The 21,362-nt window shown below is 62.5% G+C and carries 23 protein-coding genes; 11 read left to right on the forward strand and 12 right to left on the reverse strand.

Annotated elements, in window-relative coordinates; genetic code table 11:
* Positions 1-3: 3 nt before the first annotated feature.
* The 7 genes from odhB (at position 4) to Q0908_RS10635 (ending at position 5,580) form a co-directional block, all read left to right on the forward strand.
* On the forward strand, positions 4-1,581 hold the full coding sequence (gene odhB, locus Q0908_RS10605; RefSeq protein ID WP_299283785.1) for a 2-oxoglutarate dehydrogenase complex dihydrolipoyllysine-residue succinyltransferase: 1,578 nt from the start codon (positions 4-6) through the stop codon (positions 1,579-1,581).
* 18 nt (positions 1,582-1,599) lie between these two features.
* A complete protein-coding gene (locus Q0908_RS10610; protein WP_299283787.1) occupies positions 1,600-2,007 on the forward strand; it encodes a hypothetical protein in 408 nt (135 codons plus the stop codon).
* A gap of 26 nt (positions 2,008-2,033) precedes the next feature.
* Positions 2,034-2,426, forward strand: a complete 393-nt coding sequence (locus Q0908_RS10615; protein ID WP_299283789.1) for an MAPEG family protein — start codon at positions 2,034-2,036, stop codon at positions 2,424-2,426.
* On the forward strand, positions 2,423-2,968 hold the full coding sequence (locus Q0908_RS10620) for a hypothetical protein (protein ID WP_299283791.1): 546 nt from the start codon (positions 2,423-2,425) through the stop codon (positions 2,966-2,968). The genes Q0908_RS10615 and Q0908_RS10620 overlap by 4 nt, the downstream gene beginning before the upstream one ends.
* A complete protein-coding gene (locus Q0908_RS10625) occupies positions 2,965-3,375 on the forward strand; it encodes an MAPEG family protein (protein ID WP_299283793.1) in 411 nt (136 codons plus the stop codon). Before Q0908_RS10620 ends, Q0908_RS10625 begins: the two co-directional genes overlap by 4 nt.
* Before the next feature lie 86 nt (positions 3,376-3,461).
* Entirely contained in the window at positions 3,462-4,850 is a 1,389-nt protein-coding gene (gene lpdA / locus Q0908_RS10630; RefSeq protein ID WP_299283795.1) for a dihydrolipoyl dehydrogenase, read from the forward strand.
* 226 nt (positions 4,851-5,076) lie between these two features.
* Complete coding sequence (locus tag Q0908_RS10635) at positions 5,077-5,580, forward strand: fasciclin domain-containing protein (protein WP_299283797.1); 504 nt, start codon at positions 5,077-5,079, stop codon at positions 5,578-5,580.
* Between the two features lie 31 nt (positions 5,581-5,611).
* Here Q0908_RS10635 and Q0908_RS10640 read toward each other — a convergent pair whose 3' ends face one another.
* From Q0908_RS10640 to Q0908_RS10655, 4 genes are read right to left on the reverse strand one after another with little or no spacing between them, the layout of a single operon-like run.
* Entirely contained in the window at positions 5,612-6,214 is a 603-nt protein-coding gene (locus Q0908_RS10640) for a pyridoxamine 5'-phosphate oxidase family protein (protein ID WP_299283798.1), read from the reverse strand.
* Complete coding sequence (locus Q0908_RS10645) at positions 6,201-6,932, reverse strand: lysophospholipid acyltransferase family protein (RefSeq protein ID WP_299283800.1); 732 nt, start codon at positions 6,930-6,932, stop codon at positions 6,201-6,203. Before Q0908_RS10645 ends, Q0908_RS10640 begins: the two co-directional genes overlap by 14 nt.
* The gene (locus tag Q0908_RS10650; RefSeq protein ID WP_299284038.1) at positions 6,929-7,804 is read right to left on the reverse strand and encodes an FtsX-like permease family protein; all 876 of its coding nucleotides are present in this window, start codon (positions 7,802-7,804) and stop codon (positions 6,929-6,931) included. Before Q0908_RS10650 ends, Q0908_RS10645 begins: the two co-directional genes overlap by 4 nt.
* 26 nt (positions 7,805-7,830) lie before the next feature.
* Positions 7,831-8,508 (reverse strand): ATP-binding cassette domain-containing protein, encoded by a 678-nt coding sequence (locus tag Q0908_RS10655; protein WP_299283802.1) that lies wholly within the window; start codon positions 8,506-8,508, stop codon positions 7,831-7,833.
* 144 nt (positions 8,509-8,652) lie between these two features.
* On the opposite strand from Q0908_RS10655, the gene Q0908_RS10660 reads away from it, so the two are divergent.
* Complete coding sequence (locus tag Q0908_RS10660; protein ID WP_299283804.1) at positions 8,653-9,462, forward strand: zinc-ribbon domain-containing protein; 810 nt, start codon at positions 8,653-8,655, stop codon at positions 9,460-9,462.
* A 9-nt stretch (positions 9,463-9,471) separates the two neighbouring features.
* Here Q0908_RS10660 and Q0908_RS10665 read toward each other — a convergent pair whose 3' ends face one another.
* The 5 genes from Q0908_RS10665 to argH all read right to left on the reverse strand — a co-directional run bounded on the left by Q0908_RS10665 (position 9,472) and on the right by argH (position 15,329).
* Positions 9,472-12,081, reverse strand: coding sequence for a TIGR02302 family protein (locus tag Q0908_RS10665; RefSeq protein WP_299283806.1), 2,610 nt, complete (start codon positions 12,079-12,081; stop codon positions 9,472-9,474).
* 68 nt (positions 12,082-12,149) lie between these two features.
* The gene (gene lysA, locus Q0908_RS10670; protein ID WP_299283808.1) at positions 12,150-13,415 is read right to left on the reverse strand and encodes a diaminopimelate decarboxylase; all 1,266 of its coding nucleotides are present in this window, start codon (positions 13,413-13,415) and stop codon (positions 12,150-12,152) included.
* 53 nt (positions 13,416-13,468) lie between these two features.
* Positions 13,469-13,786 (reverse strand): DUF2834 domain-containing protein, encoded by a 318-nt coding sequence (locus tag Q0908_RS10675; protein ID WP_299283810.1) that lies wholly within the window; start codon positions 13,784-13,786, stop codon positions 13,469-13,471.
* A 2-nt stretch (positions 13,787-13,788) separates the two neighbouring features.
* Entirely contained in the window at positions 13,789-13,965 is a 177-nt protein-coding gene (locus tag Q0908_RS10680; RefSeq protein ID WP_299283812.1) for a hypothetical protein, read from the reverse strand.
* Entirely contained in the window at positions 13,962-15,329 is a 1,368-nt protein-coding gene (argH, locus tag Q0908_RS10685) for an argininosuccinate lyase (protein WP_299284039.1), read from the reverse strand. Before argH ends, Q0908_RS10680 begins: the two co-directional genes overlap by 4 nt.
* A gap of 80 nt (positions 15,330-15,409) precedes the next feature.
* On the opposite strand from argH, the gene Q0908_RS10690 reads away from it, so the two are divergent.
* The gene (locus tag Q0908_RS10690) at positions 15,410-15,973 is read left to right on the forward strand and encodes a TlpA disulfide reductase family protein (protein WP_299283814.1); all 564 of its coding nucleotides are present in this window, start codon (positions 15,410-15,412) and stop codon (positions 15,971-15,973) included.
* Positions 15,974-15,978: 5 nt separating this feature from the next.
* Here the strand turns inward: Q0908_RS10690 and Q0908_RS10695 are convergent, their stop codons facing one another.
* Both Q0908_RS10695 and Q0908_RS10700 read right to left on the reverse strand, forming a co-directional pair.
* Positions 15,979-17,043, reverse strand: a complete 1,065-nt coding sequence (locus tag Q0908_RS10695) for a Hint domain-containing protein (protein ID WP_299283815.1) — start codon at positions 17,041-17,043, stop codon at positions 15,979-15,981.
* Between the two features lie 152 nt (positions 17,044-17,195).
* Entirely contained in the window at positions 17,196-18,113 is a 918-nt protein-coding gene (locus Q0908_RS10700) for a lipid A-modifier LpxR family protein (RefSeq protein WP_299283818.1), read from the reverse strand.
* 219 nt (positions 18,114-18,332) lie between these two features.
* Between Q0908_RS10700 and Q0908_RS10705 the strand changes: the two genes are divergently transcribed.
* The gene (locus Q0908_RS10705; RefSeq protein ID WP_299283820.1) at positions 18,333-19,130 is read left to right on the forward strand and encodes a substrate-binding domain-containing protein; all 798 of its coding nucleotides are present in this window, start codon (positions 18,333-18,335) and stop codon (positions 19,128-19,130) included.
* Here Q0908_RS10705 and Q0908_RS10710 read toward each other — a convergent pair whose 3' ends face one another.
* On the reverse strand, positions 19,131-20,075 hold the full coding sequence (locus tag Q0908_RS10710) for a helix-turn-helix domain-containing protein (RefSeq protein ID WP_299283822.1): 945 nt from the start codon (positions 20,073-20,075) through the stop codon (positions 19,131-19,133).
* 79 nt (positions 20,076-20,154) lie between these two features.
* Here Q0908_RS10710 and Q0908_RS10715 point away from each other — a divergent pair, with 79 nt between their 5' ends.
* Positions 20,155-21,315: an acyl-CoA dehydrogenase family protein gene (locus Q0908_RS10715; RefSeq protein WP_299283824.1), complete on the forward strand. Its 1,161-nt coding sequence runs from the start codon at positions 20,155-20,157 to the stop codon at positions 21,313-21,315.
* The last annotated feature ends 47 nt before the right edge of the window (positions 21,316-21,362 follow it).

The following is a 21,362-nucleotide window of genomic DNA, read 5'->3' on the forward strand; positions in this document are numbered from 1 at the left end:
ACCATGACCACCGAAGTCCGCGTGCCCACCCTGGGCGAAAGCGTCACCGAAGCCACCGTCGCCACTTGGTTCAAGAAACCCGGCGACACGGTCGCGGTCGACGAAATGCTGTGCGAGCTGGAAACCGACAAGGTGACCGTCGAGGTGCCGAGCCCATTGGCAGGCACCTTGGGTGACATAGTAGCTGCCGAAGGCGAAACTGTTGGGGTCGATGCCCTGCTTGCCACGATTTCCGAAGGGGATGCGGGCAGCGATGCCGCTCCTAAGGGCAAGGAAGCCGCCGAAGACAGTGAAGCCGGCAGCAGTGCCGCCCGGACTGCCGTGGCCGAAGACGACGCGCCCGCCACCCCTGCGGGGTCAGGTGGGGACAGCGTGGATGTGATGGTGCCCACCCTTGGCGAAAGCGTGACTGAGGCCACCGTCAGCACATGGTTCAAGGCCGTCGGCGACAGCGTGGCGCAGGACGAGATGCTGTGCGAGTTGGAAACCGACAAGGTCAGCGTTGAGGTTCCCGCCCCCGCCGCTGGTGTTCTGACCGAAATCACCGCCCCCGAAGGCACCACCGTCGATGCCAGCGCGAAACTGGCTGTGATCTCCTCCTCCGGCGCGCCCGCCAAGGCGATCGAGGGTGACGCGGAGCCCACCAGCAACTACCAGACCCCGCCTGCGGGGCAAGGCACTGCCCGCTCCGACACAGAAGACGCCCCCGCCGCCAAGAAGGCGATGGCCGAGGCGGGCATGAGTGCTGACCAAGTGACCGGATCAGGCCGCGACGGGCGCATTATGAAAGAGGATGTCGCCAAGGCGGTCGCCGCCGCCGCCAGCGCGCCTGCCCCGGCCCCCGCCGCCGCTCCGCGCGCCCCGGTCGCTGCTGACGATGCCGCCCGCGAAGAACGGGTCAAGATGACCCGCCTGCGCCAGACCATCGCCAAGCGCCTCAAGGACAGCCAGAACACCGCCGCCATGCTCACCACCTATAACGAGGTCGACATGACCGAGGTGATGGCCCTGCGCAATGAATACAAAGACCTGTTTTTGAAGAAACACGGGGTCAAGCTGGGCTTCATGTCCTTCTTCACCAAGGCCTGCGTGCATGCCCTGCGCGAAGTCCCCGAGGTCAATGCCGAGATCGATGGCACCGACGTGGTCTACAAGAATTTCGTGCACATGGGCATCGCTGCCGGTACGCCTCAGGGCCTCGTCGTGCCCGTCATTCGCGATGCGGATTCCATGTCTTTCGCGGCCATCGAAAAGGCGATTGCCGAAAAAGGGGCCCGCGCCCGCGACGGCAAGCTGAGCATGGCCGAAATGCAGGGCGGCACCTTCACGATCTCGAACGGTGGGGTCTATGGCTCGCTCATGTCCTCACCCATCCTGAACCCGCCCCAGTCGGGTATCCTCGGCATGCACAAGATCCAGGACCGCCCCATGGCCATCGGCGGAGAGGTCGTGATCCGGCCCATGATGTACCTCGCCCTGTCCTATGACCACCGGATCGTGGACGGTAAAGGCGCGGTGACGTTCCTTGTGCGGGTCAAAGAGGCGCTGGAGGATCCACGGCGGTTGTTGATGGATTTGTGAGGCAGTCAGGTCGTGCCCATGCGAGACAGCAGCGCACACACTATACAGCGCACACGGGACACGCCCCGTGCGCAGACGTTGTTGCTCAGTGCAGTCTACGCGGTGCTGCCGCTTGTTTACCTCTCCATCGAGTATCACCAGATGATCGAAACGCCCGAGGACCGCATATATTGGTATGTGCTCGTCACCGGCCCAATCCTCCTGTTGCTGGCTGGCCTCGCCTGGCATCTGACCCCGGTCGTCGCACTGCTACTGATGTTCGGCGGCGCGCTTCATGCCATTGGCGTGGGTTTGGTCCTCGGGTTCATAGGCCTACTCGTGTGGCCTGCATTGGTTTTTGCCGCTCTTGCGCTTTTCGTGGGCATCGCCAGCATGCGCACCTCCACACACCTGTTTCCTGCCGTGGCTGGCGAAGATGATCGATAGATACCCACCAAAAGGACGCTGATCAGATGACCCCTGAACTCACCTACCTCGCCTATGCCGTGATCCTGCTGATCGCCCACGCGATCATCCAAGCCACCTTCTCCGACCTCTCCAAAGGACTCGGCTGGGCCCTCGGCCCGCAGGATGAAGAGCGTGATCAGCCCCCAGTCGCAGGCCGCATCGAAAGGGCCTTGGGGAACTATCTCGAAACGCTCCCGGCCTTCATCGCCTTGGCCCTCGCATTAGCGGTCACAGGCCTCAACACCGAAACGACAGCCCTCGGGGCCGCGATCTGGTTCTGGGCCCGCGTCGCCTACATCCCGGCCTATGCCTCGGGCATCCCCATGGTCCGTTCGGTCGTTTGGTTCATCTCACTGGCCGGTCTGGTCATGATGATGCTGCCGCTGCTTGGTGCATGACCCTGCACGCCAGATATCAAGCGGCCATCGCCGCGCGGCGGGCCTTTGCCTTGCCGGGTTATCTGACGTTGGCGGAGGCGGGCTTTGACGGCCCCTACGTCTCTCCCATCCAGATGACATCCGGCAATCTCACCGGGCCACTGCTGATCTCCAAAGACTGGCTCGACGCCCCCTCGGCGGCAGCGCACAAGGCGGAGTTGAAACGCACGGGCTACCTGCCCCACATTCCCTACAACAAGGTCATCGGCAAGGTTCTGGCGCTGCTCGGCCTCACGCGGGGCGACATCTACATCACGCCGATCTTTCACCTGCTGACGCCCAAACGCTCCTCAACCATTCCGCCCAATCACGCGCGGGCCTGTTTCGACGCGGTGGGGCGACACGAACTGCTCGGGCGGCGCCCCGTGGCGCTCGGCACCGACAGCGCGCGCGTGCTGCGCCATTTCGACGTCGATCACGTGACGGCCCCGCACCCGTCGGCCCGCATCGGCAGCTATGACAAACGGGCCCACCTGATTGCCAAGGCGGTAGAGGCAGCATGACCCCAGAACTCACCGCCCTCACCCTCGCTGCACTGCTGCAAGTGGTGCAATTCGTGCTGATGGCCGTGCCCGCGAACCTCGAACTGGGCCAGGGCAAAACGCTCAGCCCGCGCGACCGTGAACGTCTTGGCGGCAGCCTTGAGGATCAACTGAGCACCCGCACCGCCCGCCTCTACCGCGCGCTCAACAACCACTTCGAAGGGCTGATCCTCTTCACCATTGCTTGCGTGATCGTGACACTCGCGGACAAATCCACCTCGTTCACGGCCCTTTGCGCCTATACCTACCTGATCGCGCGGATCGCCTATGTGCCAGCCTATGCTTTCGGGCTAAGCCCTTGGCGCAGCTACATCTGGTTCGTCGGTTTTCTTGCCACCACATCAATGCTCGTCGCGGCACTGTTATAAGTTTCTTTTGACCCCAAATACCGCGGGGGAGGCCGCAAGGCCGGGGGCAGCGCCCCCTCCGCACCCCACAACAAAGGACCAAACCCATGGCTTCTTACGACGTGATCATCATCGGCTCCGGCCCCGGCGGCTATGTCTGCGCCATCCGCTGCGCGCAACAGGGCCTCAAGACGGCCGTGGTCGAAGGGCGCGACACGCTCGGGGGCACCTGCCTCAACGTTGGCTGCATCCCCTCCAAGGCGCTGCTGCACGCCTCGCACATGCTGCACGAGGCCGAGCACAACTTTGCCACCATGGGTCTCAAGGGCAAACGCCCCTCGGTCGACTGGAAACAGATGCTGACCTACAAGGATGACACGATCGCGCAGAACACCAAGGGCGTGGAATTCCTGTTCAAGAAGAACAAGATCGACTGGCTGAAAGGCTGGGGATCGATCCCCGAAGCGGGCAAGGTCAAGGTCGGCGATGACACGCATGAGGCCAAGTCGATCATCATCGCCTCCGGCTCCGAAGCGGCCAGCCTGCCTGGCGTCGAGGTGGATGAAAAGGTCGTCGTGACTTCCACCGGCGCGCTGGAACTGGGCAAGGTGCCCAACAAGATGGTGGTGATCGGCGCGGGCGTGATCGGGCTGGAGCTTGGGTCGGTTTACAAACGGCTCGGGGCCGAGGTCGAGGTGATCGAGTTCCTTGACGCCATCACCCCCGGCATGGACGCCGAAGTGCAGCGCCAGTTCCAGAAACTGCTGACCAAGCAAGGGCTGAGCTTTACCATGGGGGCCGCTGTCCAAAAGGTCGGGGCGACCAAGACCAAGGCCAAGGTGCACTACAAAATGCGCAGCGATGACAGCGAACATGTAAGCGATGCCGATGTGGTACTGGTCGCGACCGGGCGCAAGCCGTTCGTCGATGGGCTGGGGCTTGAGGGCCTCGGCGTCGAGATGACCAAGCGTGGTCAGATCAAGGTCGACGCGCATTGGCAAACCAACGTGCCGGGCATCTACGCCATCGGCGACGTGATCGAAGGGCCGATGCTGGCGCACAAGGCCGAAGACGAAGGCATAGCCGCCGCCGACACGGTTGCGGGCAAGCATGGGCACGTAAATTATGGCGTGATCCCCGGCGTGATCTATACGCACCCCGAGGTCGCCAATGTGGGCGCGACCGAAGAGGCGCTGAAAGAGGCGGGCCACAAATACAAGGTCGGCAAGTTCAGCTTCATGGGCAACGGGCGGGCCAAGGCGAACTTTGCCGCCGACGGCTTTGTCAAAATCCTCGCCGATGCAGACACCGACCGCATTCTGGGCGCACACATCATCGGGCCAAGCGCGGGCGATCTGATCCACGAGATCTGCGTAGCCATGGAATTCGGGGCCTCCGCCGAAGATCTGGCGATGACCTGCCACGCCCACCCGACCTATTCCGAAGCGGTGCGCGAGGCGGCCCTTGCCTGTGGTATGGGTCCGATCCACAGCTAAACAATGCTGGCTGCGCGTCCCATTGCACGTGGGCGCGCCGCCCATTGGCAGATGTTCGCCAGTTCTCATCATACGAAGTGGAACTTTTCCGCGCGCGCACCAGTTTGCCGCATGGGGAGACATGACGGCCTATTCCAATACACGGCTATTTGATCCCTTTTCAGAACTGTCGCCGGGGCAGGGACATCACGCTCGGGCAAACATGACCAACGCAAAGGACTATTTTATGAACCGCCGCAGCACATTCAAAATTCTCGCCGGAGCCACCGCACTTGTCGCATTGGGCGCCTGCGCCTCCGAACCGCAGGGCGACGACATTGTCGATATCGCGGCGGGCAACCCGAACTTCTCGACCCTCGTCGCTGCCGTGCAGGCTGCCGGTCTGGTGGACACGCTGAAAGGCCCCGGCCCCTTCACCGTCTTTGCACCGACTAATGACGCATTCGCAGCACTGCCCGCAGGCACCGTGGACTCGCTGTTGCTGCCCGAGAACAAAGACCAACTGGTCGACATCCTGACGTACCACGTCGTCCCGGGTCAGATTTCCGCAGGTGACGTGCTGGGCACGCGCCAATCCGTCGCCACCGTGCAAGGCGGTACGCTGGACGTGAACGGTCAGGTCGGCAAGTTCGGCACAGGCGTTCAGGTCAATGGGGCCAACGTGATCCAGGCCGATATCTTTGGCACAAACGGCGTGATCCACGCCATCGACAGCGTTCTGCTGCCATAAGTCAGCTTTCCCGTCCCTACGAGGACAGGTGCTACCACATGGTTCGGGCCGCGCGCTCGGACCATGCATTATCATAGGCCGCGCCGCCTTCGTCGCCCTGTGATGCTTCGGCCAGGATCTCACCCACGCTTGGCAACCCTGCTGCATCATCGCGCGACCACAACCCTGCGCGGATCAGTGCGCGCGCGCACTGGGTGTAGACCTCTGCGACTTTTATCACGATGACCGTTGCGGGGTGACGCCCTTTCTGCTCGAACCGGGCGCGCAAATCCGCATCCGCCGTCAGCCGCGCATGCCCGTTGACCCGCACCACCGTGTTCGAACCGGGCACCATGAACATCAGCGACACACGCCCGTCCGTCACGATATTGCGCAGTGATTCCAGACGGTTGTTTCCCCGCCAGTCTGGCAGGGCCAATGTGCGCGTGTCCAGTTCTGTCACCACAGGCCCATCATCACCGCGCGGGCTGCCATCGGTGCCATCCGGCCCCACAGTTGTCAGAACGACAAAGCGGGACGCAGCAATCCATTGCGAATAAAGCGGGCTGAGATGGTCCACCACCTTGCGGAGCGACGGCGCACCGGGTGTGCCGTAAAGCCCTTCGAGCGCCTCGATATCCTCAATGTACTCCATCGGGGTCAAACCCTCCTTCACGCATCAGCGCATCCGAGCGTGCCTCAACCGTGTCGGCAATATGTGCCAAAAAGATGTCCCGCTCCATTCCGGGTTCGATCACCGGCAGAAATTCTACGACGGCCACCCCCGGTTTGCGCAAGATCCCCTTGCGTGGCCACATGACGCCCACATTTGTGGCCACCGGCACGCAGGGCTGTCCAAGCTGTTCATAAAGCACACCTGTCCCCACCTTGTAGGGCACCTTGGCCCCGGGTGCGACGCGGGTGCCTTGGGAATAGATGATCAGCTGGCCGGGGTTGGCGCGCCCGGCTTCGACATCGGCCACCATCTTGGCAATGGCCGCTCCGCGCTTGCCCCGTTCGACCGCGACACAGTCCAGACGGCGCGCATAAAGCCCGATGATAGGGGTCCACAGAATATCGCGTTTCATGATGAACTTGGCGGCGGGCAACGCGGTAAAGATCATCATGATATCAAGGAATGACTGGTGCTTGGCCGCAATCAACACCTCGCCTTCGGGCACTTCTCCGCGCACTTCGGCTTTGATCCCCACCATCCAGTTCATCGTCCAGAACACCCAACGGCTGAACGCCTTGCATCCCGCGCGCGCACCTTCGCGGCTGACAAGGGCGTAGGGCGCATAGCCAAGGCCGATCACCACAAACATCACATACATTTGGAGGATGAACAGGATCGAGCGGATATATTGTATCATGTCAGTGTCCTAAGCGCGCGCCCCGCAGCGTAAGCGGTCGCGAGCAGTGCAACGAGAGCCGAGATGAACGGCAGCAGCAAAGGCACCAGCCAGCCCGTCCCCTGAAACCCGATGCCGGTTAAAAAACTGGGCGTGTCGCCGCCTGATGGCATGAACCAGACCGCGATCAGGCCGATGACCACCCCCGCAGCTGACCCGGCAAAGGCGCGCAATGTGAACCGCCGCACAAAGGCTTGCGCGATGTAGCGGTCAGTCGCGCCCACAAGGCGCAGCACCGCAACCACCTGCGCATTCGCGGCAAGGGCGGCATTGGCCGCAAGGGTCACCATCGCGGCCACTGCCCCGAGGATCAGCAGGGCCGCCGTCCATCCAAGCAGCCGCAACCGATTGGCCGCCGAAACAAGTGGTTCGCGCCATCGCACATGATCGTCAAGGATCGCGCCCGGCACTTCAGCGGCCAGGCGCAAGCGCAGACCCGTTGCGTCAAACCCTTGATCTGCGGCGATAATTTCGATCAGGCGCGGCACAGGTAATGTATCAAGCGGCAGGTCCTGACCGAACCACGGGGCCAACAGGGCTTGTTGTTCGGCGTCCGTCAACGCCCGCGCACTGGCGATCCCCGGCGTGGTCGACAGCACCTCAAGCGCGGCGGTGGTCTGGATCGCGCGTTGGTCTTCGGGGGCCACAATGCGGATGGTTGCAGTGCGCGCCAACTCGTCCCCCCACGCCTCGGCCAATCGCCCGCTAGCCAGCGACAGGGCCAGCGCGAATACGGCCAGAAACGCCATCGCCCCGGAGGCAAAGACCGTCAGTTGCGCGGTAAAGCCTGTGGGCGGCACAACCCGGTCCGCGTGCCGATCCCCCGCCAGCATGGCGCGCAGCGTTTGCAGATCGAACCTCACAGATCGGCCCCCGCCAATTGAACGCGACGGTTGGAAATGCGCAGCACGCGGGCTTGCACCTGCGCCTTGGCCGCGCGGATCAGGCTAAGGTCGTGGGTTGCGATCAGCACGGTCTTGCCCATGCGGTTCAATTCCACGAGCAGTTTGAGCAACCGCTGTGACATCTCCCAATCGACGTTGCCTGTGGGCTCATCCGCCAGAACGACATCGGGCGACATGATCACCGCGCGCGCAAGGGCCGCGCGCTGGCGTTCGCCCCCCGACAGCTCGGGCGGCAACGCTTCGGCCCGGTTGGTCAAGCCAACCCACGCCATCAACTCGCCCAGATCATCGCCTGCGGCCTCCGCATGGCGCCCAGACACCGTCAACGGCAGCGCCACATTATCCCGCACCGGCAAGTGATCAAGGAATTGCACGTCCTGATGCACGACCCCGACCTTGCGCCGGATCATCGCAATGTCATCGCGTTCCAACGTGCGCACATCCGCCTCGAACAGGCGCACATGGCCTGACGTGGGCAACAGCGCGCCGTAACACAGCTTGAGCAATGTGGTCTTGCCCGCCCCTGACGGCCCCGTCAAAAAGTGGAACGATCCCGGTGCCAGTTTAACAGAAATATCCGACAGCAATTCGCCGCCGCCATAACTGTAGGCCACATTTTCCAGCTCAATCACGTCTGCCCTCGCCCCTTGGCACCTGTTGTGCCTCAGCATCATGCCGGTTTCAATCGCAATGCCCGGGCTTTGCCGATGCAGTTATGACTTTTCTGAGTGCGCGCGACAACATAAGCTGATCCCCAAGAATGAGGCAGGATTAAAATGCGGCTGATTTGTCCCAATTGCGATGCGCAATATGAGGTTGTGGATGATGTCATTCCAACCGAAGGGCGGGATGTGCAGTGTTCCAATTGTGGGCAGACCTGGTTTCAGCATCACGCCGATCATCTTCCCGACACCCCCGAAGAAGACGTGGAGGACGATCTGGCCCCGCCGGATGACGCCCCCGCCGAGGATGAGGAAACCGCCCCTGCAGACACGCCCAAGCGGCGCGAACTTGATCCGTCCGTCGCCGACATCCTGCGTCAGGAGGCGGAGTTGGAGGCGCAAGCCCGCGAACGCGCAGCAGAAAGCCTCGAAAGTCAGCCTGATCTGGGGCTGGATGATGCGACCGAAAGTGACGGGGACCGCCGCGCCCGCGAAGCGCGCGAGCGGATGGCCCGCATGCGCGGCGAAGAAACCACGACCGCGCAGGTCTCCGAGGCCGCCGCCACCGCCGCCGCCCTTGGGTCCCGCCGCGATCTGCTGCCCGATATCGAAGAGATCAATTCCACCCTGCGCTCAACCACAGATCGTCAATCCGGTGTCACCCCGGACACGTCGGACATGGTTGCCAATGTCACGCCGCCGCCCAGGTCCGGTTTTCGCCGCGGGTTCACGCTGATGGTGGTTCTCGCGCTGTTGGCCGGCGCGATCTATGTCTTTGCACCGCAAATTGCGCAGGCCATCCCACAAGTCGACCCCTACCTCAGCGCCTATGTCGCGCAGGTCGATCAGGCCCGCATGTGGCTAGATGGTCATGTGACCGGGCTGCTCACGTGGCTGGACACCACGGCCGCTCAGGACGGCTAAGGGCCGGCCCTAGAAGCGGTCGAGCAACCGCTTGAGATAGTCCAGTTCGACATCGGGGCGTGCCCCATCGCCCGAGCGGCGGCGGATTTCATCCAGCAGATCACGCGCCCGACGATAGACATCCTCGCCCTGCAACAGCCCCTCCTCGGTGCCCACCGACCCGTTTGATCCCGGCTCGCGGCCCAGTGGGTCCTGCGCCTCGGCCCGGCGATCCGAGTCGCTCATGCCTTGGCCCTGCTGGCCGTTCTGTGCCTCTTGCTGCATCGCCTCACCAAGCGCGCGCATCCCTTCGCGCAGCGCCTCCATGGCTTGGGATTGATTGTCGATGGCTTCGGCAAAATCCTCTTGGCGCAGCGCCTCTTCGGCCCCGTCCATGGCGCGGCCCGCCCGATCAAGGGCGTCGCGCGCGGCGTCCCCCTCCGGCGTCCCCGCGCCCGGCAGGTTGCCCTGCTGGCGGCGCAATTCATCGCGCAACGCTTGCTGGCGGTCCGCGAGCGAGCCGTCGCCCTGCCCTCTCCCGTCCGCCTGTTCGCCGCCTTCGCCGCCCTCTTGGCCGTCACCCTCTTCGCCTTGGCCTTCGCCACCCTGGCTGTGCTGATTGCCTTGGCCCTGACCGCCATTGCGCCCCTCGTTGCCCTGGTTTTCACCGGCCTGAGCGTTGGGGTTGAACTGTTCCTGCAGATCGCGGAACGCCTGATCGCTGAGGCCCTGCTGTTCGCGCAGCGTCTCGGACAGCCCCTCCATCGCCTGTTCGCCGGCGGACTGGTTTCCCTGCCCCTCGCCTTGGGTCACGCGCATGTTCTCCAGCATTTCCTGCAATTCCTGCAGCGCCTGTTCGGCTTCGGCCATGCGGCCCTGTTCCATCAATTCCTGAATACGGTCCATCATCCGTTGCAGATCGTCCTGCGTCATCTGCATCTGGTTTTGCCGGTCGCCGGATTGGGGGGGCTGTTCGCCGTTCTGATTTTCCTGTTGGGCCTGGCGCGACAGTTGCTGCATGTAGTCCTCGGTGGCGCGGCGCAATTCGCGCATCAATTCGGCTATTTCGGCGGGACTGGCCCCGTCGCGCATCGCCTGATCGAGCCGTTCCTTGGCCCGGCGCAACCGCTCAAGCGCGTCTGCCAGATCGCCCTCTTCGAGCGACAGGGCCAGATCCCACAGGTCTTGTGCGAGATCCTCTTGATGTTCGTCCGTCAGCCCGTAGCTGGCCAGCGTTTCCATCCGGGTGATTGTGCGCGACAAGCGCAGGCGGTCCACGTCCTTGCGAAACACATCGTCGGGGCGGTGCGCCACGGCGCGCAGAATTTGGGCCACGCGGGTCGCGTTCTCGCGCGACCACAACAGATCACGCCGCTGCTCGATCACAGCCGCCGCCACCGGATCGAAAAAGCGCCGCCCGGGCAGGACCATCGTGCGCGGTGCGCTTTCGCCCTGTTGCTCGGCAGCGTCCAGCACGTTCAGAACCATGCTGACGGGCAGGTTCGCCCAAGGGTGTTCCGAGAAATCCTCGATCAGGTTCTCTTCGAAATCGGTGCGATCGCCGGTGATGGGCATGGGCAGCAATACGGTCAGTTCGGGGCGGTCTTCGGGTTCAATCGCCAGCCCGTGGCGTCGGTCCACCGCGCCCAGATCAAGGCTGATCCGCGCCTCGCCCGCTTCGACACCGTAGTCGTCCGATGCCTCATACGGCAGGGTCATTTCGCCCAAGGCGCTTGCCTCGGGCGCGTCCAAAATCGCGACATTGGGGGCTTTGTCCGGCAGGACGGACACGGACCATGTGCGCCCCCCGGGGCCATTTATCGCAATTTCGCCGGACTGAACGACGGTAAAATCCTGCTCAGAGGCCGAGGCCGGGGGCACTTCGCCTGCCCGTCCCGACACGGTTTCAGCCACGGTCAGCGCACCGACCTCGCCATAAAGGCGCAAGGTGATCAGGCTGCCAGCGGGCACATCCAGCGTGCCGGCCGGGATATCGTTGAGGTAGATGGTCGGTCGCCCCGTATAGCGCGGGCTTTCGGCCCAGCCTTCCCACACGGGCCCTGAGGCCAGCCCGCCACCGGCACCGGGTGTCATCGTGCTGACCGACCCGACCCGCCAGATCGAGCCAAAGATAAGCGCGACCCCAAACAGCAACGCCGCCACATAGCGCAGCGCATAAGGGTCCCGCCGCGCGATGCGCAGGTCCGCCGGGACAGCCTGGGCCGTCGCGGCACGTTCGGCCATACGCGCCTGGTGCGCGCGCCAGACGGCAGTTGATGCGGCATCCTGATCACCGATGGCTTGGGTGTCCATCAGCGCCTGAATGGGCCGTCCGGGCAGTGTTTCATCCAACCGCACCAGCGCCGCCGTGCGCGTCGGCAGACGAAAACGGCCAAAGGCATAGATCAGGGCTGCCAAAACGGCTACGGCTCCGACAACCGCGCCGCCCCACACGACCTCGACCGCAACGCTGTCTTGCAGGCCCAGCATCAATACCGCCAGAATGGCCAACACAACGGTCACGAGCGGCCATGTGGCTTGCCAAAGGTTCTCGGCAAACATGCCCGCGCGCGTGAGCGCCAGCGGCCAGCGCAAACCGCTTAGCCCGCGGCGCACATCATGTCGTGAGAAATTGGCCATCTGCCCGTATCCCTTGCCGGCGGCGGGGCGCACCATAGCGCCCTATGCCCGTCGTGGCGCGAAACGGATCACAGCCACTCTGGAATGGTATCTCGATTTATCATTTCGTCAAAGGTCGGACGTGCGCGGATCACCGCGTATTGATCGCCGTTCACCAAAACCTCCGGGATGAGGGGGCGGGTGTTGTATTCGCTGCTCATCACCGCGCCATAAGCCCCTGCCGAACGGAAGGCGACCAGGTCGCCCGCATTGAGCGGCGGCATCATACGCTGTTTGGCAAATGTGTCCCCGGATTCGCAGACCGGGCCGACGATATCATAAGGCACATGGTCGGTGGCGGGGGCGGGTTCGATGACGGGGATGATGTCATGATAGGCGTCGTACATGGCCGGGCGGATCAGGTCGTTCATCGCGCCGTCAAGGATCAGGAAATCGCGCCCTTCGCCTGATTTGACATAAATCACCTCGCTGACCATCAGTCCCGCATTGCCTGCGATCAGGCGACCCGGTTCAATCTCGATCTCGCAACCCAAATGGCCCACGGTACGTTCGATCAGCTTGCCATAATCCGTGGGCAGCGGCGGTGCCTCGTTGGTGCGCGCGTAAGGGATGCCCAGACCGCCCCCCAGATCGAGCCGCTTGATGGTGTGCCCATCAGCGCGCAGCACCTCGGTCAGCTCGGCCACCTTTTGATAGGCCAGCTCAAAAGGGGCCAAATCGGTCAATTGCGAGCCGATATGCACGTCGATCCCGATCACCTCGAGGTTTGCGAGCGAGGCAGCCAGGGCATAGACCTCTCGGGCGCGCGCAATCGGGATGCCAAACTTGTTTTCGGATTTGCCGGTCGCGATCTTGGCATGGGTTTTCGCATCCACATCGGGGTTGACGCGGATGGTGATGGGGGCGCGCACCCCGACTTCGCCCGCGACGCGGTTCAGCACTTCCATCTCGGGTTCGGATTCGACGTTGAACTGGCGAATGCCCCCCGTCAGCGCGAGGCGAATTTCATCCGCTGTCTTGCCGACGCCCGAAAACACGATTCTATCGCCCGGCACGCCCGCGGCCTTGGCGCGCATGTATTCGCCCCCCGACACCACATCCATGCCGGCACCGGCTTGGGCCAGCGTCTTAAGGATCGCCTGATTGCTGGCCGCCTTCATCGCGTAGCAGACAAGGTGGTCCATGCCCGCCAGCGCCTCGTCAAAGAGGGTGAAGTGGCGCAGCAGCGTGGCGGTCGAATAGACATAGAACGGCGTGCCGACGCTCGCAGCAATCTCGGCCAGCGGCACATCTTCGGCGTACAACGCGCCATCGCGATAGAGAAAATGATCCATCACACGCCTTTAGGCGGGAACGCAGCCCAGTTCAATTCACAGATTGACGCGGGTCAGGTGACCGGGCGAGACCGCAGGAACAGATACAGCGGCAAACCGCAGCTGACCCCGATGCAGAACGTGGCCGGGATCGCGATCAGCGCCAGCCAGTTGCGGCGCACCGCCACCTCGGAGATGATCCAGATCGTCAGGGTCACAGCGGCAATCGTCAGATCCCAGACCAGCCCGCTGGTCGCGGCATTCACGTGCCACGCATCGACCATCGCCATCAGGTCATAGCCGTTCGCATTGAACCAGCTGATGAAATAATACATCGGATGGATCGCGCCCCAGATGGCAAGGGCGAGGTAGATCATGCGCATCGGGGCCATGATCAGAAAATACCCACGCCAACTTGCAGCGGCCCGCGGCGCAGGCCGATGGAGCCACCTGCGCTCAGACCTTCGGAGCCAATCCCTATCGCGACCGATCCGGCGGGCTCGATCGGGTCTCCATCCGCGCCACAGGCTGCCAAGGCAAGGCATGCAAGGACAAGAAGGGTTCGGGTCATGACAACATCTCCTGCCAGCGGGCGATCTGGGCACGCACCTGCGCAGGCGCGGTCCCTCCGTAAGATGTACGCGATGCGACCGAATTTTCCACGCTCAAAACATCGAAAACATCCGCGGTGATGTCAGAATGCACGGATTTCATCTGCTCGAGGCTCAGATCAGGCAGGTCATTGCCCGTTTCTTCGGCCAGCGCCACGAGGCTGCCGGTGATGTGATGCGCATCGCGGAAGGGCAGACCCAGCACGCGCACCAGCCAGTCGGCCAGATCCGTGGCGGTGGAAAAGCCGGACCCGGCAGCCGCCGCCAGATGTTCGCGGTTCGCACTCATGTCGCGCACCATCCCGTCCATTGCCGCCAGCGCCAGCATCCAGTTGTCTGCGGCGTCAAAAACCTGTTCCTTGTCTTCCTGCATGTCCTTGGAATAGGCGAGCGGCAGCCCCTTCATCACCATCATCAACGCCGTGTTGGCCCCGAAAATGCGCCCCACCTTGGCGCGGATCAACTCGGCGGCGTCAGGGTTTTTCTTTTGCGGCATGATGGACGATCCGGTGGAGAACCGATCCGACAGGGTCACAAAGCGGAACTGGGCGGAGGACCAGATCACCAATTCCTCGGCAAAGCGGGAAAGGTGCATGGCGCAAATGCTGGCCGTGCTGAGGAAATCGAGGGCAAAATCCCGGTCGCTGACCGCATCGAGCGAATTGGCCGACGGGCGGTCAAAACCAAGGGCCTGTGCCGTCATGTCCCGATCAATGGGAAAGGACGTGCCCGCAAGGGCGGCCGCCCCGAGCGGACTTTCGTTCATCCGCGCGCGTGCATCGCGCACACGGGACAGATCGCGGCCGAACATCTCGACATAGGCCATCATATGATGGCCCCATGTTACGGGTTGGGCGGTTTGCAGATGGGTAAAGCCGGGCATGACCCAGTCCGCGCCCGCCTCGGCCTGCTCCAGCAGCGCGTCGATCAGCGACAGCAGCGCGCCTTCGGCAGCATCGAACTGATCGCGGACCCACAGTTTGAAATCGGTCGCGACCTGATCGTTGCGTGACCGGCCCGTGTGCAGACGGCCCGCCGGTTCGCCGATAATCTCTTTCAGGCGTGCCTCCACGTTCATGTGGATGTCTTCCAAAGCGGTCGAAAACTGGAATGTCCCGCCCTCAATCTCTGACAAGACCGTGAGCAGGCCTTTCCGGATCGCCTCTGCGTCCTTATGGTTCACGATGCCCGTTGCGCCCAACATGGCCGCATGGGCGCGTGAGCCTGCGATGTCCTGGGACGCCATGCGCTGGTCAAATCCGATCGAGGCATTAATTGCCTCCATGATCGCATCTGGCCCTGCCGCAAACCGGCCCCCCCACATTTGGTTGGCACCGTCTTGCGGATTGGCGGGGGCGTTTGCAGGTTTGTCGGTCATGGGTTCGCCCACCTTGAGGAGTGAAGATGAAAAGAATTGTTGCTGCCGCCCTCTACATGGCCTTGGCCTTGGGCGCAATTCCTGCCCACGGCGATGTCACGACCGCGGCGGGCCTGCGCACCGGGGATATGAAAAAACTCGTGTTTCACACCACGCCTGAGGCGGTGTCGAATGCGTCCTTTGATCTGGCTGACGATGCAGGCACCGCGACGCTCGAGGATTTTGAGGGCAAGTACATCCTGTTGAATTTCTGGGCCACATGGTGCGCGCCTTGTCGGCACGAAATGCCGATGCTGTCGGAATTGCAGACCGAGCTCGGGGGCGACAATTTCGAGGTCGTCACCATCGCGACCGGGCGCAATTCGCCCGCCGGGATTTCCAAGTTTTTCGCCGACACCGGCATCGACAACCTGCCCCGCCATCAGGATCCAAAGCAAACGCTGGCTGCGCAGATGGGCATTTTTGGATTGCCCATCACTGTCATCATCAACCCTGAAGGTCAGGAAATCGCGCGCCTGCGGGGGGATGCCGACTGGTCCAGTGACAGCGCCAAGGCCGTGCTCAGCGCGCTGATAAACGCACCAAGCTGAGCGCGCTAGGCGGCGTGCATCAGGATCGCCGCCTCGCTCGCGCTGATATTGCGCCGGGCGTAGGTGCCGTAGGTGTGCGGGTCGTATTCGAGGTTCGGCAGTTGCTCGAGCAGCCGAACCCGATCGTCATCGTCCAAGGTCGAAAGCGCGGTATTGGCGGGATGAAAGCTCTCGGTTTCGACGCCATTGGCGCGGATGATCTCGTGACGCGGCAACAGCACATGCACATATGTGACCTCGCGCACCTGCAAGTCGACGGTGATCGTGGTGCCGTTGATCAGATCCTTGGCTGCGACGAGAACCTCGGGGGTGTTGAACAGATCCCGGGCCACGTCGCCCTTGATCAGCATCCGATGTTCGGGCGAGACAAGCAATTCCTCATCCGGTTTCTCGATGCCCAAGGCACCGGCGGCAAAGCGCACGGGCCGCAGGCGCGGCATCGCAAAGAGACGCGCGCCGGTCATCCGCCGGAACCCCGCCCATTCGATGGTCTGCGCACCACTGTCCTTGGTCTGGACCTGATCGCCGGGCCGAAGATCTTCGATCAGGCGCGGCCCTTCGGGCGTGTCGATCCAGGTGCCGGGGGTAAAGCAGATCACACCGCCCGAACCATCCCCCGTGCTGTCACCGGGCGAGGTGTTGAGCGTGTGATGCACGACCCACAAATCCACATTGCGCGGTGGAATATGATCCAGGAACATCAACAGCGGCTGCCCGCGTGATCCCACATCAATCAACGTCACCGTGTAACTCTTGGCACCGTCCGTGACGACAAAGCTGTTGTCGCTTATCGCGGTGTCATCTTCTGCATCCAGGGGATGGATCGGCGCGTTGTCCAACGCAGCCCCCACCAACCGATGCACCATGCGCGCGGCGCGCCGCCGCATCGCTTCACTCCCGTCTGCCCCATCCAAACGCAAAACATCACGCGGACCATCAACGCGCACAGCGTCCCCACGCCATGCCCATGCTGCACCCACCGTCAGGGACGGCAATGGTGCGCCCTCAAGCCCATCTACTTCTGTTTGCGACCAAGATATGACGAACGTGCCTCGAAAGCCCGTTTTCATCACTGCTCTGTCTGCCTCAACTTTTTTTATTAACAAAAGGCTAACAAACCGCGTACCGGCAGGGAAGTTAGAAATTGTGTCAGATTCCAGCAGGTTGCCATATCTACTTAAAGTAGTTGCTCAACAGGCACACCCGCCTAATGTGGGCGACTTTAAAACGACACCCGAAAACGAATGGATCCGATGACCTGACCCTCGTCTTGTTCTTCAAACTCTTCGCTGAGGTAAGTGACGCCGTAAAAGCCCGATACACCCGAACCGCCCTGCCACATCACACCGGCGCGCAACCGCTCGCGACTGTCTTCCATCGTGACCGTGCTGGCGGAGGTGACAAATTCGCTGTCGCCGACATAGGCCACGTCCGCGCCCAAGACGAAACTGTACCCGGTCCAGTCCCCCGTGATCGCGCGATAGCGATGCCCGCTGGTGTTGTCGCGCACCAACAACTCGTCCTGCCCAAGTGCCCCAAAGGTCAGATCGAGCCCTGCCCGCAGGAGCGTTTCGTTGCCCGCGCGCGCCTCGATGAAGGGGCGCAGCGTGGTGCGATCACTCAGGGCGAACTGCTGGCCTGCTTCCGCCACCAGTGTCGGGTTGATCGAGTTGTCGACCTGAAGATCGCGGATCGCATCCGAGGGTGTCCGGATGTTGAATGTGTCGTGAAACGCGTCCTGAAATTCGTCCAGCCGGGTTTGTGGCCCGATAAACACAAGATCGCCGCCCACCGAGAATTCGGTTTGCCCGCGCTGAAAATGGGTGTGCAGCCCGACAGTCAAAGCGCCGGCATATTGGCGGTCGTTTTCAACCGGGGTGCGGATGTCGTCGGGTGCGAGGATTTCGGCCCCCAAGCGCAGCTCAAGCAATTGCCCGAACCCTTCGGGTGCGACACCGCCCCAGGCAGGCCCCCACACACGCGAAGATTGAAAACCGCCGGTGCGCCAGCGATCTTCGCCATCACCGAAAAAGTCGTTACTGATCAGTCGCCCATAACCCAACCGCTCGCGCTCTTGCGCGTGCGCGGGGGTCAACAAACATGCCGAAGCAGCCAGCGCTGCCATCAAATTCCGAAGCATCAGGGTATCCTGATCAAATGTGCCCCCCCGGGCTTGATCTGCATACGGGGTAGGCGATGATTTGCCTAGTGCCCAAACGCAACAGTTACAAACCTATGGTGGTTTTTTCCCGCCTTGGTTTTGTCAGATTTGACGTGTGCTTGGCGTTGCGTGTGCCCCAAGGCGGGCTATGTTCAGGGTGAGTGACCCCCGTCCCGTTCGACAATTACAGGCACAGATATGAAACACCTCCTTGGACTGCTTGCGCTGCTTGTCTGGGTTCCCATGGCCAGCGCTGAGGCGCTGCGCATGGCTGTGACCACTTCGTTTCACAACTCGGGCCTGTCCGATGTCCTGCTGCCCGAGATCGCCGCAGATACCGGGATCGAGGTGCAATTGCTGGTCGTCGGCACAGGGCAGGCCCTGAAACTGGGACGTGCGGGGGACGTGGATGCAATCCTCGTCCATGCCCGCGCCGCCGAAGAGGTATTTGTGGAAAGCGGCGCAGGCACCCACCGTCGCGAAATCATGTACAATGATTTTGTCCTGCTCGGACCCGTCGCCGACCCTGCGGGCATCGGCGCGGCACCGGACGCGGCCACGGCCCTTTCTTTGATCGCAGAGGCTCAAGCCTCCTTTATCAGCCGCGGGGACGACAGCGGCACCCACAACAAGGAACGCGCGCTCTGGTCCGCCGCAGGACGCGATACAGCAACGTTTGAGGGCTGGTATAATGCTGTTGGCGCGGGCATGGGCGCAGCGCTCAATACCGCCTCGGGTATGGACGCCTACATCATGTCGGATCGCGCCAGTTGGCTGAACTTCGGCAACAAGGGCGGGTTGACCGTCTTGTTCGAAGGCGACCCGGAACTGTTCAATCAATACGCGTTTCTGCCGGTGAACGCCGCGCGGCACCCCCATGTCAAAGCGGACCTTGTGGCCACCCTTGAGGGATGGCTGACCTCGGACAAGGCGGCGGCGTTGATCAATGGTTACACCATCGCGGGCGAAGCCCTGTTCACCTTCAACGCCAAGTGATCATGCCGCCCCGCGCACAGCGCTTGGGGTCCGATCAAAGGTCGCCCGAAAGGCGCGGCTGAGCGCACTCGGCGTGTCATAGCCGCAGCGACCGGCAATTTCCGAAATGGGTTGATCTGTGCCCTGCAACAGCGCCAGCGCGTGGTTCAGGCGCAGCCGCCGATAAAGCGCCTGTGGCGTCATTTGCATGGCCTCCCGCACCCGCGCCTCAAGGGTTTTTTGTGTGCAGCCAAGGTTGCGGGCGAGGGTGGATATGGCGATGGGCTGATCCAGATGGGCCTGCATGATCGCAATGGCGCGCGTAACCGTCCGCCCGGCCCGTATCGGCGTGTTCAGCGGACGTGCCGTGGCCTCGTGCGACATGAACAGTTGCGCAACCTCAAGCGCCAGCAGGGGCCCGTGATGTTCGGATATGAGGTGGGCCACCAGGTCAAATGCCGCCATCGCCCCCGAGCAGGTCAGCCGGGTACCATCCACCACGAAACGGTCGCGCACCGTGTCGATGTCGGGAAACGCCTCGGCAAAGCTGTCCAGCACATCCCAATGGATCGTGGCGCGCCGCCCGCTAAGCGCGCCCGCGCGCGCCAACAACCAACTGCCCGTGTCCATCCCGATCAGCATGTCATATCGCGCCAGCGCGCGCGCCAAGGGCCGGATGACATTCGGATGGTCCAGGGCCCGCACACCGTAGGACGGCATCACGACGAGGCTGCTCCCCCGTGCGTCGCCAAGCGCAACATGCGGCGTCACCTCCATCCCGCTGGAGCTGCGCACGGGTTGCGCGTCCATCGTGCAAAACCGCCATTCATAAAGCGTGCGCTGAGACAGGGTGTTGGCGGCGCGCAGCGGCTCCACCGTGTTGGCCAGACAGTGGTTTGAGAATTGATCGAACAGCAGAAGGTCGAATTGCTGCGGCGGGGCTTGGGATTTTGGCGAACTTTGCATGATGAAGCCATAACTCTGCATAGTCGAGTGACGCAAGTTGCGCTTTGATCTGCCCATCCGTGTAAAAAGGACCTGCCCCATGCATTTCGGCCTTAGCGATGAGCAAGAGATGATCGTCTCGACCGTGCGCAGCTTTGTGGAAAAGGAGATTTATCCCCACGAGGCCGAAGTCGAACGCACCGGCCATGTGCCGCACGAATTAGGGCAAGAGATCAAGCGCAAGGTGATTGATCTGGGCTTTTACGCCTGCAACTTCCCCGAAGAGGTCGGAGGTGCCGGCCTGAGTCATCTCGATTTCACGCTGGTCGAGCGCGAGCTGGGCCGTGGGTCTATGGCGCTGACCCATTTCTTTGGCCGCCCGCAGAATATCCTCATGGCCTGCGAGGGTGATCAGCGCGAGCGGTATCTGCTGCCTGCTGTGCGCGGCGAGCGGATGGATGCGCTTGCGATGACCGAACCGGACGCGGGGTCAGATGTAAGGGGCATGAAATGCACCGCCCTGCGCGATGGCGGGGATTGGGTGATCAACGGCTCGAAACACTTTATTTCGGGTGCGGATCACGCGGATTTCTTTATCGTCTTTATTGCAACGGGTGTGGATGAGAGCCCCAAGGGCCCCAAAAAGCGGATCACCACGTTTTTGGTGGATCGCGGCACGCCGGGCTTCGAGGTGCGCGAGGGATATAACTCGGTCAGTCACAAGGGCTACAAGAATTGCATCCTCGATTTTGACGATTGCCGCCTGCCAGATGCGCAAGTGCTGGGCGAGGTTGATGGCGGGTTCGCAGTCATGAACGAGTGGCTTTATGCGACCCGCATCACGGTGGCAGCGTTTTCCGTGGGACGGGCGCGGCGCTGCTTTGACTATGCGCTCCACTATGCGGCCGAGCGCAAGCAATTCGGCCAGCCCATTGGCAAGTTTCAGGGTGTCGGATTCCAGATCGCCGACATGATCACCGAGATTGACGCGGCAGACTGGCTGACCCTGGCCGCGGCCTGGCGGCTGGATCAGGGCCTGCCGTCCAATCGCGAGATCGCGTCCGCAAAACTCTATGCCTCCGAGGCGTTGGCCCGTGTCACTGACACCACCTTGCAGATTTTTGGAGGCATGGGGCTGATGGACGACTTCCCGATTGAGCGGTTCTGGCGCGATGCGCGGGTTGAGCGGATCTGGGACGGGACGAGCGAGATCCAGCGCCATATCATCAGCCGCGATATGTTGCGCCCTCTGGGGGCTTGATGTGGGCGTGCCCTCCCGATTTTCGAATGGGCCAGGCCCATCCGACA

Source organism: uncultured Tateyamaria sp., from assembly GCF_947494755.1.
Classification (GTDB): domain Bacteria; phylum Pseudomonadota; class Alphaproteobacteria; order Rhodobacterales; family Rhodobacteraceae; genus Tateyamaria.

Coding starts and splice junctions, on each gene's coding strand:
- odhB (WP_299283785.1), top strand. CDS start 4: ATGACCACCGAAGTCCGCGTGCCCACCCTGGGCGAAAGCGTCACCGAA.
- Q0908_RS10610 (WP_299283787.1), top strand. CDS start 1,600: ATGCGAGACAGCAGCGCACACACTATACAGCGCACACGGGACACGCCC.
- Q0908_RS10615 (WP_299283789.1), top strand. CDS start 2,034: ATGACCCCTGAACTCACCTACCTCGCCTATGCCGTGATCCTGCTGATC.
- Q0908_RS10620 (WP_299283791.1), top strand. CDS start 2,423: ATGACCCTGCACGCCAGATATCAAGCGGCCATCGCCGCGCGGCGGGCC.
- Q0908_RS10625 (WP_299283793.1), top strand. CDS start 2,965: ATGACCCCAGAACTCACCGCCCTCACCCTCGCTGCACTGCTGCAAGTG.
- lpdA (WP_299283795.1), top strand. CDS start 3,462: ATGGCTTCTTACGACGTGATCATCATCGGCTCCGGCCCCGGCGGCTAT.
- Q0908_RS10635 (WP_299283797.1), top strand. CDS start 5,077: ATGAACCGCCGCAGCACATTCAAAATTCTCGCCGGAGCCACCGCACTT.
- Q0908_RS10640 (WP_299283798.1), bottom strand. CDS start 6,214: ATGGAGTACATTGAGGATATCGAGGCGCTCGAAGGGCTTTACGGCACA.
- Q0908_RS10645 (WP_299283800.1), bottom strand. CDS start 6,932: ATGATACAATATATCCGCTCGATCCTGTTCATCCTCCAAATGTATGTG.
- Q0908_RS10650 (WP_299284038.1), bottom strand. CDS start 7,804: ATGCTGGCGGGGGATCGGCACGCGGACCGGGTTGTGCCGCCCACAGGC.
- Q0908_RS10660 (WP_299283804.1), top strand. CDS start 8,653: ATGCGGCTGATTTGTCCCAATTGCGATGCGCAATATGAGGTTGTGGAT.
- Q0908_RS10665 (WP_299283806.1), bottom strand. CDS start 12,081: ATGGCCAATTTCTCACGACATGATGTGCGCCGCGGGCTAAGCGGTTTG.
- lysA (WP_299283808.1), bottom strand. CDS start 13,415: ATGGATCATTTTCTCTATCGCGATGGCGCGTTGTACGCCGAAGATGTG.
- Q0908_RS10675 (WP_299283810.1), bottom strand. CDS start 13,786: ATGGCCCCGATGCGCATGATCTACCTCGCCCTTGCCATCTGGGGCGCG.
- Q0908_RS10680 (WP_299283812.1), bottom strand. CDS start 13,965: ATGACCCGAACCCTTCTTGTCCTTGCATGCCTTGCCTTGGCAGCCTGT.
- argH (WP_299284039.1), bottom strand. CDS start 15,329: ATGTGGGGGGGCCGGTTTGCGGCAGGGCCAGATGCGATCATGGAGGCA.
- Q0908_RS10690 (WP_299283814.1), top strand. CDS start 15,410: ATGAAAAGAATTGTTGCTGCCGCCCTCTACATGGCCTTGGCCTTGGGC.
- Q0908_RS10695 (WP_299283815.1), bottom strand. CDS start 17,043: ATGAAAACGGGCTTTCGAGGCACGTTCGTCATATCTTGGTCGCAAACA.
- Q0908_RS10700 (WP_299283818.1), bottom strand. CDS start 18,113: ATGCTTCGGAATTTGATGGCAGCGCTGGCTGCTTCGGCATGTTTGTTG.
- Q0908_RS10705 (WP_299283820.1), top strand. CDS start 18,333: ATGAAACACCTCCTTGGACTGCTTGCGCTGCTTGTCTGGGTTCCCATG.
- Q0908_RS10710 (WP_299283822.1), bottom strand. CDS start 20,075: ATGCAAAGTTCGCCAAAATCCCAAGCCCCGCCGCAGCAATTCGACCTT.
- Q0908_RS10715 (WP_299283824.1), top strand. CDS start 20,155: ATGCATTTCGGCCTTAGCGATGAGCAAGAGATGATCGTCTCGACCGTG.